Origin of the sequence: Daeguia caeni (assembly GCF_042653845.1) — a bacterium.
GTDB lineage: Bacteria > Pseudomonadota > Alphaproteobacteria > Rhizobiales > Rhizobiaceae > Brucella > Brucella caeni.
Window position 1 is genome coordinate 21,153 of sequence record NZ_JBHSEL010000117.1, and the last position, 11,214, is coordinate 32,366.

Below are 11,214 nucleotides of genomic sequence, written 5' to 3' on the forward strand. Positions count from 1 at the left end.
TCTTGCATTAAAAACGGGCAACTCCAAGGCAAAACCGGAATTAACCGCCGGAAACCTTGTACATGAGTGAACCGCATGCGGCAATCACCATGTTGAACTGCCGGTGAAGCCTTGCTCCACGGGCAGTCCCGTCTGGTCAGGCCTCAAGCCTGCCCAGTGCCTTGAGTTCGCGCAGGGCCTCGGCATCGCGGGCCGAAACATCCGGGAATTCCGGATCCGAACCGACATCTTCCGTGTAACGCCATGAACGGGCGCATTTCTTACCCGTCGCGCGGGCCGGCACAACGCCAACCCCCTTGACTTCCGGCAGGGTAAACGCTCCTTCCGGCGCCTCGCCTTCGCGGATCGTGATGCCAGAGGTGATGCAGATTTCCGAGAAATCCAGACCGGCAAGCGAATCGCTCAGGCTCTTGTCCGAGATATAGACGACAGGCGCTGCCTCCAGCGACGAACCAATGCGCTTGTCGGCGCGCTCCAGTTCAAGCGCGCCGGTGACCACACGGCGCACCGCGCGAACCTTGCGCCATTTTTCCGCCAGAACATCATCGCGCCATTCAGCCGGCACGACGCGGAATTGCTCAGCATGAACCGAAAGGGCCTGTGGATAACGCTCAAGCCAGGCCTCTTCCATGGTAAAGGGCAGCATTGGCGCAAGCCAGGTAGTCAGATGATCGAAGATCGCGCGCACGGTCTGGAGGGCTGCCTTGCGGCGCTTGCTCGACGGTGCATCACAGTAAAGCGCATCCTTGCGCACGTCGAAATAGAAAGCCGAAAGCTCGACATTCATGAAATCAATGAGCGCACGCGCAATACGCTTGAAGTCAAACGCATCATAGCCGCTGCGAACAACTTCATCGAGTTCGGCCAGACGATGCAGCATCAGCCGTTCAAGCTCTGGCAGCTCGGCATGCGGCAGGTTTTCGCCTTCATCATGTGCCAGCGTGCCAAGCATCCAGCGGATCGTGTTGCGCAGCTTGCGATAGGCATCGATATTGGTCTGAATGATGCTCTTGCCGAGGCGCTGATCTTCCCAATAATCGGTGGTCATCACCCACAGACGCAGAATATCGGCACCCGATTCCTTGATGACATCCTGTGGCGTCACCGTATTGCCGAGCGACTTCGACATTTTCTTGCCCTGCTCATCCATGGTGAAACCATGGGTGATGACCGTATCATAAGGCGCACGACCACGTGTGCCACAGCTTTCAAGCAGGGAGGAATGGAACCAGCCGCGATGCTGGTCAGAGCCTTCGAGATAGATATCTGCCGGCCATTTCAGATCCGGGCGATCTTCCAGCGTGAAAGTATGGGTGGAACCGGAATCAAACCAGACGTCGAGAATGTCGCGCACCTGGATCCATGGCTCATTGGCACGTTCGCCGAGGAAGCGCTCACGTGCGCCTTCGGCAAACCATGCATCCGCCCCTTCGACCTCGAACGCATCGAGAATGCGCTTGTTGACCGCTTCATCCTGGAGAATATTGCCGTCTTCATCAACAAAGACACAGATCGGCACGCCCCAGGCGCGCTGACGCGACAGAACCCAATCCGGACGCGCCTCGATCATCGCGCGCAGGCGGGTCTGGCCGGCAGGCGGCACAAAGCGGGTCTCGTCAATCGCCTTGAGCGCGCGCGACCGCAGCGTCGTGCCATCGCCCAGATCCTTGTCCATATAGACAAACCATTGCGGCGTATTGCGGAAAATCACCGGTTTCTTGGAGCGCCACGAATGCGGATAGGAATGCTTCAGACGACCGCGAGCAAACAGCCTGTCATGAGCAATGAGCTGCTTGATGACAGCTTCATTTGCATCCCCCTTCTTGCCATTGTCATCAATGACGCGGGCCGGCCCACCTTCGCGATCCGGACCAAAGCCCGGCGCATCCTTGGTATAGAAGCCGGCATCATCAACCGGGAACGGAATGGCCGTATCAATGCCGCGCGCTTCCAGTTCACGCGCATGATCCATCCAGGCCTCAAAGTCCTCGCGGCCATGGCTTGGCGCGGTATGGACAAAGCCGGTACCGGCATCATCGGTGACATGCTCGCCGGCAATCAACGGAACGGTGAATTCATAGCCACCGCCAAAGCCTTTCAGCGGATGAACCAGAGTCAAACCCGCCAGTTCTTCGGCGGAAACGGTGCGCAGACGTTTGAATTCAAGCTTGGCCTTGGCAAAGCACTCCGCCGCAAGCTTGTCGGCAAAAATCAGCTTTTCACCCGGACGTGGACCAAAGTCATTTTCGGCGGCCGTAACTTCATAAAGGCCATATTCAATGCGCGGCGAATAGGCGACAGCGCGGTTACCCGGAATCGTCCATGGCGTCGTCGTCCAGATGACGACAAACGCCCCAGATAGATCTTGAATATCAGAAAAGCTCTTTTCGGCGTTTCCCCAAGCGAGCGCATTTACGCCTAGAACCGGAAACTTCACCCAGATCATATCCGATTCAACATCGTGATATTCGACCTCGGCTTCGGCGAGCGCGGTGCGTTCAACCACCGACCACATGACCGGCTTGGAGCCGCGATAAAGCTGGCCGGAGGTGGCGAATTTCAGAAGCTCGCCGGCAATGCGTGCTTCTGCATGAAAATTCATCGTCGTGTAGGGGTTTTCGAAATCACCCAGAATCGCCAGACGCTTGAATTCTTCCGACTGGATCTTGATCCAGCTGGTTGCGAATTCACGGCATTCCTTGCGGAATTCGTTGATTGGCACTTCGTCCTTGTTTTTGCCGGCGGCGCGATATTTTTCCTCGATCTTCCATTCGATCGGCAGACCGTGGCAGTCCCAGCCCGGAACATAGTTTGAATTATATCCGCGCATCTGGAACGAACGCGTGATCACGTCCTTCAGAATCTTGTTCAGCGCATGGCCGATATGGATGTTGCCGTTTGCATAGGGTGGGCCATCATGCAGCACATAAAGCGGGCGGTCCTTCGACTGCTCACGCAGCTTCTTGTACAGGTTGATCTGTTCCCAGCGCTCCACCAGCAGCGGCTCGCGCTGTGGCAGGCCTGCGCGCATCGGAAAGTTGGTCTGCGGCAGATAAAGGGTTTTGGAATAATCGATACGTGTGTCGCTCATAATGATGTTTGCCTGTCAAACCCGTCTGAAACGGCGGGGGAAATCTCAGATATTCAGGGACTGCAAGTTACAGCGGTTCGTTCCCGGACCTTCCTGCCAGATATTGCCGAGTGCAACATCAGCGCGGCGATCGGAAGGCCGGGCCAATAATTCGTATGGCCGTTATGACGAGGCTGAAATCTGTCATCATGCGCACGCTTTTAGCAACCGCACGATCAGGAATAAAGAGGCAGGGCGCAATATTCTGTCACCCTGCCGCTGATTTTCCGCCGGTGCTGACACATTTCTCAGTCGATGGAAAAATCAAGGCGATAGGTCGCCGATACACCAACCAGGAACTGATTGGCCGAGCCGCGCTCCTTCACAATGCTCGAATCTCTTGCCGGGCCCTGCAGACGGCTATATTCGGCAAACAGGCTGGTATCGATCTTTTCCGTCGTCGCCCAGGTGATTGCGCCGCCAACGCCAACCGACTGCAGGCCACCAGATGGCTTGTATTCGCTCAGCCCCGATGCAGCCGCTTCCTCTGCATTCACACCATAATAGGTGCGGAAATAGTCTTTCGAAGCGACAGTTGCGCGCGGGCCGCCGGAAATGCGGATTTTTGGCGTGACATCATAAAAGGCATCGGCGGCAAAATCGGCCACGACACCATTATGCGCGACAATGCCATGGCGCACTTCGCTGCGCACGCGCATCCAGTCGGTCGGATAGACATCGACAAAGACACCCGCCTCAGCGCCAAATTTCGTGTCATTCAGACCCTTGATCGTATCACCACGCTTGAAAACCAGCTGTCCTACCGGACCGACGCGGAAACGGTCATTGTCGATCAGCGCCCAGGAAATATTGTCATTGCGCGAGGAAAAACGCTCCGCCTCGCCCTGACGCCCCAGTTCAAACAATGGCTCGCCAAACAGACGATAGCTCTTGCTGCCATCAAATTTTGGCGCATAGAACCCCGCAGCCCCAACCTTGAGATACCAGTCGCCAGACCAGAAATATTTGCGTGGTTTTTCAGCATTCTGCGCCGCAGACACATCTTGTGCGTCTGCGGCCATTACAGGCGCATGGAACAGCAATGAAGCAACGCCCGCCATCAGAGCCACATAGACTGAACGAACCACCTGATACTCCCAACGCAATACTTGCCGATGTGACCGGCCCCGCATATTTCTCATAAGAATCTGTAAAATTAGGATTAACACCCCAATGATATGGGTTTAACTGAAAGACAGCTGATTATCCAGCAGAGAAAGCGGTTTTGCACCTGCAAGCAGTGCCCGCGCCTCTTCTTCATCGCGCCTGATCTGCGCCACCAGCGCATCAAGCCCGTCAAATTTTTCCTCACCGCGCAGGAAGCCAAACAGCGACACGGTTGCGATCTCGCCATAAAGGTCGCCAGAAAAATCGAACAGATAGGTTTCCAGCAAAGGCACGCCATCTTCATCGACGGTAGGCCGCTTGCCGAAACTGGCCACGCCATCATGCAGGCTGCCATCGGCGCGGCGGAAACGCACGGCATAAATGCCATATTTCAGCCCCGTCCTGCTTTGCAGCATCATGTTGGCTGTCGGAAAACCAAGGCTGCGGCCAAGCTTCTTGCCATGAATGACCTCGCCGCGCACGCGATAGCGATAGCCGAGCAGGCCGGCCGCTTCAGACACTTCTCCCTGATGCAAAAGATTGCGCACGCGCGTGGATGAAATCTGCATGCCGCCTTCATCAAGAAAGGCATCAACCAGCACGACACCAAAACCTGCCGCAGCGCCTGACTGTTGCAGGAATTGCGGCGTTCCGGTGCGTCCCTTGCCAAAGTGGAAATCATAGCCCGTGACGACAAAGCTTGCATGCAGCTTTTCCACCAGAATATGCTGCACGAAATCTTCTGCCGTGCGCGCGGCAAAATCAGCCGTAAAAGGCTGTTCGATCACCGCATCAAACCCCATGATGCGCAGGATCTCAGCCTTGGCCGCAGCATCCGTCAGACGGTCAACCGGCTCGCTCGGACGGAAATAGCTGCGCGGATGCGGCTCGAAAGTCAGAACCACGGCTGGCAGATTGTCGCGCCTGGCCTGTTCCAGTGCACGCTCCAGAACAGCCTGATGACCACGATGCACGCCATCAAAATTGCCAATCGCCACCACGCAATGTTGCAGCTGTTCTGGTACGGCATCGATTCCGGAAAGGCGCTGGAAAGGCATGGTGGTCATGGGCAGCGTCTGTCTTTCAATCTGTCAGGCAATTTCAGGAAAAGAGTTACACAAGTGCAGGCAAGGCTGCGATGGGCACATGGCCATGCTTTTGCAAGAAGGCTTCAAGACGCGCATGATTGATCTTGTTGTCCTCGACATAATCGGCAGCATGGACGCCACCGGAAATATAAAGCACGTCCAGACCATAATCCGCAGCCCCTTTCACATCGGTCAATATGCCATCGCCAATCGCCAGAATCCTGCTCTTATCGACCGGCTTGCCGCGCAGCATTTCTGCCGCGTGCAATGCCGCATCATAAATCGGGCGATGCGGTTTGCCGGCAATCAGTGTGCGGCCGCCAAGCTGGCTATAGGCGCGCGCAATGGCGCCAGCACACCAGACAAGACGCGAGCCACGCTCGACCTTGATGTCCGGATTGGCGCAAACGAAAGGCAGATTGCGTGAACGCAGGCGCAGCAACAGTTCCTGATAATCATCCGGCGTTTCGGTTTCATCGTCATAAAGGCCGGTGCAGACAACGCCACCTGCCTCATATTCCTCGACAAGCTCGACATCCAGACCATCAAAGATGGCGTGTTCGAAATCTCCACCAATATGAAAAACCTTGCGCGGACCTTCCGCGATCAGCTCGCGCGTCACATCCCCTGATGTCACCACACGGTCATAAGAATCAGCCGGAACACCCAGCTGGGTGATCTGCTTGATAACCCCTTGATGCGGGCGCGGCGAATTGGTGACGAGAACAACCGTCAGCCCCTTGGCACGGGCGCGCTTCAACGCATCGATGGCAGCAGGAAACGATGCCACACCATTATGAATGACGCCCCACACATCACAGAAAAGCACATCATACTGATCGGTGAGATCATCAAGGTGTTGTGGCAGTTTCATCTTACCCTCAAGAGTTATCCAGCCAATGGCCATCTGTTGTGACCCGCGCTTCCTCTAAACCAAGCCGGGCCATGTGTCACCACGTTTGCCTGATTGATAATACAAAAAGCACATGGCTATACCTTGTTAACCAGTTTTCCAGCTTTCAGGGCATGATGGCCAGTCAAGCCACATTTTGAAGGACACGACCTTGAAAAGGGTGAAGAAAGGCCCCATCTGCAGAAAACATGTGCGATGCAAAGCGCATGCCGCCATCAGATGCGGACGCACCATATCATTGTTTTTACAATGATTTTTGTACAATCGCGTATGATCGGCCTCACAGAAATGAAGAAAGTACCCTTTCTTCATTCAAGTCATCAAAAAAATGTCACCCATCCTTGACAAACGCCAGTACGACTTCTATCTCAAGGCCACGTTAGCACTCGCACGGGATGAGTGCTAACAGCACAGCGGATCGGTTGATCCGTCCACAGGGTTCAACGTCTATAACACCAAGGGTTATACCATGGCTGATATCAAGTTCCGCCCGCTTCACGACCGCGTCGTTGTTCGCCGCGTCGAATCCGAAGCCAAGACTGCTGGCGGCATCATCATTCCAGACACCGCCAAGGAAAAGCCGCAAGAAGGCGAAATTGTTGCTGTAGGCGCTGGCGCACGTGACGAGTCTGGCAAGCTGATTCCGCTCGAAGTCAAGGCTGGTGACCGTGTTCTGTTCGGCAAGTGGTCAGGCACGGAAGTCAAGATCGGCGGCGAAGACCTGCTGATCATGAAGGAATCCGACATTTTGGGTATTGTTGGCTGATTTGACGCCGATCGTCGGCGATTGGTCGACGGGGCGCATAGTCCATTCCTGAAATCATCATACCTATCTGAGCGGGAAATTCCCAGGAGAGTAACATGGCTGCTAAAGACGTAAAATTCGGTCGCACTGCGCGCGAAAAGATGCTGCGCGGCGTCGATATCCTTGCTGACGCTGTAAAGGTAACGCTCGGCCCGAAAGGCCGTAACGTCGTTATCGACAAGTCCTTCGGCGCTCCGCGCATCACCAAGGACGGTGTATCGGTCGCCAAGGAAATCGAACTGGAAGACAAGTTCGAAAACATGGGCGCACAGATGCTGCGCGAAGTAGCATCCAAGACCAACGACACTGCTGGTGACGGTACCACCACCGCTACCGTACTTGGCCAGGCCATCGTCAAGGAAGGTGCCAAGGCAGTTGCTGCCGGCATGAACCCGATGGATCTGAAGCGCGGCATTGATCTTGCTGTCAACGAAGTCGTTTCGATCCTGCTCAGCAAGGCAAAGAAGATCAACACCTCTGAAGAAGTTGCCCAGGTTGGCACCATCTCTGCAAATGGCGAAGCAGAAATCGGCAAGATGATTGCTGAAGCCATGCAGAAGGTTGGCAATGAAGGCGTCATCACGGTTGAAGAAGCCAAGACCGCCGAAACCGAACTGGAAGTCGTTGAAGGCATGCAGTTCGACCGCGGTTACCTCTCGCCATATTTCGTCACCAATCCTGAAAAGATGGTGGCTGAGCTCGAAGACGCCTACATCCTGCTGCACGAAAAGAAGCTCTCGAACCTTCAGGCTCTCCTGCCGGTTCTCGAAGCTGTTGTTCAGACCTCGAAGCCGCTTCTCATCATTGCCGAAGATGTTGAAGGCGAAGCTCTGGCAACCCTCGTTGTCAACAAGCTGCGCGGTGGCCTGAAGATTGCTGCCGTCAAGGCTCCTGGCTTCGGCGATCGCCGCAAGGCCATGCTCGAAGATATCGCCATCCTCACCGGTGGTCAGGTTATCTCCGAAGACCTCGGCATCAAGCTCGAATCCGTCACGCTCGACATGCTCGGCCGTGCCAAGAAGGTTTCCATCACCAAGGAAAACACCACGATCGTTGACGGTGCAGGTCAGAAGGCTGAAATCGACGCTCGCGTTGCCCAGATCAAGCAGCAGATCGAAGAAACCACCTCTGACTACGACCGTGAAAAGCTGCAGGAACGCCTTGCCAAGCTCGCTGGCGGCGTAGCAGTCATCCGCGTTGGCGGTGCAACGGAAGTTGAAGTGAAGGAAAAGAAGGACCGCGTTGACGACGCCCTGAACGCAACCCGCGCTGCGGTTGAAGAAGGCATCGTCCCAGGTGGCGGCACCGCCCTGCTGCGCGCTTCGACCCAGATCACCGTCAAGGGCGCAAATGCTGACCAGGAAGCTGGTATCAACATCGTCCGTCGTGCAATCCAGGCTCCCGCTCGTCAGATCACGACCAACGCTGGTGAAGAAGCTTCGGTTATCGTTGGCAAGATCCTTGAAAACTCGTCCGAAACCTTCGGCTACAACACCGCCAATGGCGAATTCGGCGACCTGATCAAGGCTGGTGTCGTTGACCCGGTCAAGGTTGTCCGCACCGCTCTGCAGAACGCAGCTTCGGTTGCTGGCCTCCTGATCACCACCGAAGCCATGATCGCTGAACTGCCGAAGAAGGACGCAGCTCCTGCCGGCATGCCAGGCGGTATGGGCGGTATGGGCGGCATGGACTTCTAAGTCCATAAAGCTGACGCTTGAAAACAAGACCTGCACCGCAAAAGCGGTGCAGGTTTTTTATGCGATCAGCTCAAGGTAAACGGCTCGTTGCATGAAACAGACAGTGTACCCGCTGCAACAACACATATCCCGCCAGATATCGGAATTTTCATAACGATTGTGAATCGCTTCCAGCGAGTTCCAAGCCTGTCAGGAAGATGAAATCTGCAGCCTCTGGCTTCAGCAAAACTGCACAGCGAGAAAAGTTTTATTTTATAGATTTCGGCTTTTCTTGAATTAATTCCTAATGACTATGCACAGGAAATATTTTTCTATCCGCGCAAGTTTTGACAATTATTATAAATTAGAAATATATCATTGACATATACTGCACATTGTGCTGCTTACCACGCGTAGACCTCCTATATGCCCCCGCACAGGGGAGGTCTTGTCTCCGGCGACAGGAAAGGTAGGCGTTAGCCTACCTTTCCACACCGTCCAGGCCTTGCATTCCCTTGAATATCAGCTGTCCGCGCTCCAAGACCATGCCTTGTCTTGAGATGTTGTCTTCTCTGCCCTATGTTTCTGATAATATTTCTCAGCCATGAAAATGGAGGGCTGCGTGCGCAAGGAAATGCCGATTGACAGTGCCCCGATGGATGGCAGCAAGATAACCGTCGTCTGGACGGATGATGACGATCAGCGCAATGAATCCATCGCTCAATATCGCGCCCTTGACCGCCTGCGCGCATCAGGCGGACAATGGGACGAAAATGATGCAGGCTGGTGGACTTTCATCGACAGCAGGACACAGCGCAGGATCGAACCGACCGCCTGGATCGTCGAAACCGATGATGGTGACGACGAGAACGATTGAATATGATCAAAGCCTGAACTGAACCTGACCGGAGTTGCAACCATGACCGCCACGCGCAAGGAAACAGACAGCTTCGGTATCATAGAGGTTCCGGCAGATCGTTATTGGGGCGCGCAGACCCAGCGTTCCCTGCAGAATTTCAGGATTGGCGGCGAGCCTATGCCACTGCCGCTCATTCATGCGCTGGGCATGGTCAAACGCGCGGCAGCAGAGACCAACATGGCCCTGGGCAAGCTTGACCCGACCCTTGCCAAGACAATCATCTTTGCCGCAAACGAAGTGATTGAAGGCAAGCTCGACGAGCATTTTCCGCTCGTCGTCTGGCAGACCGGCTCCGGCACGCAGACCAATATGAATGTCAATGAGGTCATCTCAAACCGCGCCATCGAGCTTCTGGGCGGTGAAATGGGCTCGAAAAAGCCGGTTCACCCCAACGACCATGTCAATATGAGCCAGTCATCCAATGACAGCTTCCCCACGGCCATGCATATTGCCACCGCTCTGGAAACGGTCAACCGGCTTTATCCCGCCCTTGAGCACCTGACCCAGGCGCTGAAAGCCAAGGAAGAAGCGTTTCGCGACATTATCAAGATCGGCCGCACGCACACGCAGGACGCAACACCCATAACACTCGGGCAGGAATTTTCCGGTTATCGCGCAGCGCTTGATTATGCCCGCCACCGCATTGAACGGGCACTTGGCGATGTCTTTCTGCTTGCCCAGGGTGGCACCGCAGTCGGCACGGGCCTCAATGCACCTCTCGGCTTTGATACAGGCTTTGCCAAGGCAGTGAGCACCATCACCGGCCTTCCGTTCAAAACCGCGCCCAACAAGTTTGAGGCGCTGGCAAGCCATGGCGCGATCCTGAACCTGCACGGCAGCCTCAATGCCCTGGCAGCGGATCTGTTCAAGATTGCCAATGATATTCGCCTGCTCGGCTCCGGCCCGCGCTCCGGTCTTGGCGAACTGGTGCTGCCGGAAAACGAGCCCGGATCATCGATCATGCCCGGCAAGGTCAACCCGACCCAGGCCGAAGCCCTGACCATGGTGGCAACACAGGTCTTTGGCAACCAGACGACCATTTCCGTCGCCGCCAGTCAGGGCCATTTTGAACTCAATGTCTACAAGCCCGTGATTGCCTTCAATGTGCTGCAATCAATCCGGCTTTTGAGCGACGCCATGCTTTCCTTTGCCGATCATTGTGTCACAGGCATTGAACCAAATCCGGAACGCATTGCAGAATTGCTCGACCGTTCGCTGATGCTGGTGACAGCACTTGCTCCGGCCATCGGTTATGACAATGCGGCAAAAATCGCCAAGGCGGCACACAAAAATGGCACAACATTGCGCGAAGAGGCGCTTGCAAGCGGGCTGATCAGCCCAGAAGACTATGACAGCCTTGTCCGGGCAGAACGCATGATTGCCCCTGATTGATCGCCCGATTGTCCAATCCTGATAAACAATCTGTCATTGCAGCGCTATCTATTCCGACTGTTTTGATCACATTAAGCTGACCGCAATCAAAAAGGAGACGGTCTTAGAGCCCGACTCAAAATTCCATTTTTGCGATACGCCTCGTCATTCGCCTGATTGAGGAGATGACCATCCAAGCTTGTGA

The 11,214-nt window shown here is 55.1% G+C and carries 8 protein-coding genes; 4 read left to right on the plus strand and 4 right to left on the minus strand.

The window, feature by feature from the left end; all coding sequences use genetic code 11:
* Positions 1–136 precede the first annotated feature (136 nt).
* The 4 genes from ileS to ACFO1V_RS11970 form a co-directional block, all read right to left on the minus strand.
* Positions 137–3,091, minus strand: a complete 2,955-nt coding sequence (gene ileS / locus ACFO1V_RS11955) for an isoleucine--tRNA ligase (protein WP_374833554.1) — start codon at positions 3,089–3,091, stop codon at positions 137–139.
* A gap of 287 nt (positions 3,092–3,378) precedes the next feature.
* Positions 3,379–4,191, minus strand: coding sequence for a MipA/OmpV family protein (locus ACFO1V_RS11960; RefSeq protein ID WP_374833588.1), 813 nt, complete (start codon positions 4,189–4,191; stop codon positions 3,379–3,381).
* Between the two features lie 123 nt (positions 4,192–4,314).
* Entirely contained in the window at positions 4,315–5,304 is a 990-nt protein-coding gene (locus ACFO1V_RS11965; RefSeq protein ID WP_374833552.1) for a bifunctional riboflavin kinase/FAD synthetase, read from the minus strand.
* A 46-nt stretch (positions 5,305–5,350) separates the two neighbouring features.
* On the minus strand, positions 5,351–6,199 hold the full coding sequence (locus ACFO1V_RS11970) for a TIGR01459 family HAD-type hydrolase (RefSeq protein WP_374833550.1): 849 nt from the start codon (positions 6,197–6,199) through the stop codon (positions 5,351–5,353).
* Between the two features lie 508 nt (positions 6,200–6,707).
* Here ACFO1V_RS11970 and groES point away from each other — a divergent pair.
* From groES to fumC, 4 genes are all read left to right on the plus strand, one after another.
* Positions 6,708–7,004 carry a co-chaperone GroES gene (gene groES, locus ACFO1V_RS11975; protein WP_374833548.1) on the plus strand — a complete coding sequence of 99 codons (297 nt, stop codon included), beginning with the start codon at positions 6,708–6,710 and terminating at the stop codon, positions 7,002–7,004.
* 95 nt (positions 7,005–7,099) lie between these two features.
* The gene (gene groL, locus ACFO1V_RS11980) at positions 7,100–8,740 is read left to right on the plus strand and encodes a chaperonin GroEL (RefSeq protein WP_374833546.1); all 1,641 of its coding nucleotides are present in this window, start codon (positions 7,100–7,102) and stop codon (positions 8,738–8,740) included.
* A 601-nt stretch (positions 8,741–9,341) separates the two neighbouring features.
* The gene (locus ACFO1V_RS11985; RefSeq protein WP_374833544.1) at positions 9,342–9,596 is read left to right on the plus strand and encodes a hypothetical protein; all 255 of its coding nucleotides are present in this window, start codon (positions 9,342–9,344) and stop codon (positions 9,594–9,596) included.
* A gap of 42 nt (positions 9,597–9,638) precedes the next feature.
* Positions 9,639–11,030, plus strand: a complete 1,392-nt coding sequence (gene fumC / locus ACFO1V_RS11990; protein WP_374833542.1) for a class II fumarate hydratase — start codon at positions 9,639–9,641, stop codon at positions 11,028–11,030.
* Positions 11,031–11,214 lie beyond the last annotated feature (184 nt).

Excerpts from the sequence above, each read along its gene's own strand:
- ACFO1V_RS11965 (WP_374833552.1), bottom strand. The coding sequence starts at position 5,304 with ATGACCACCATGCCTTTCCAGCGCCTTTCCGGAATCGATGCCGTACCA.
- ACFO1V_RS11970 (WP_374833550.1), bottom strand. The coding sequence starts at position 6,199 with ATGAAACTGCCACAACACCTTGATGATCTCACCGATCAGTATGATGTG.
- ACFO1V_RS11960 (WP_374833588.1), bottom strand. The coding sequence starts at position 4,191 with ATGGCGGGCGTTGCTTCATTGCTGTTCCATGCGCCTGTAATGGCCGCA.
- groL (WP_374833546.1), top strand. The coding sequence starts at position 7,100 with ATGGCTGCTAAAGACGTAAAATTCGGTCGCACTGCGCGCGAAAAGATG.
- ileS (WP_374833554.1), bottom strand. The coding sequence starts at position 3,091 with ATGAGCGACACACGTATCGATTATTCCAAAACCCTTTATCTGCCGCAG.
- fumC (WP_374833542.1), top strand. The coding sequence starts at position 9,639 with ATGACCGCCACGCGCAAGGAAACAGACAGCTTCGGTATCATAGAGGTT.
- groES (WP_374833548.1), top strand. The coding sequence starts at position 6,708 with ATGGCTGATATCAAGTTCCGCCCGCTTCACGACCGCGTCGTTGTTCGC.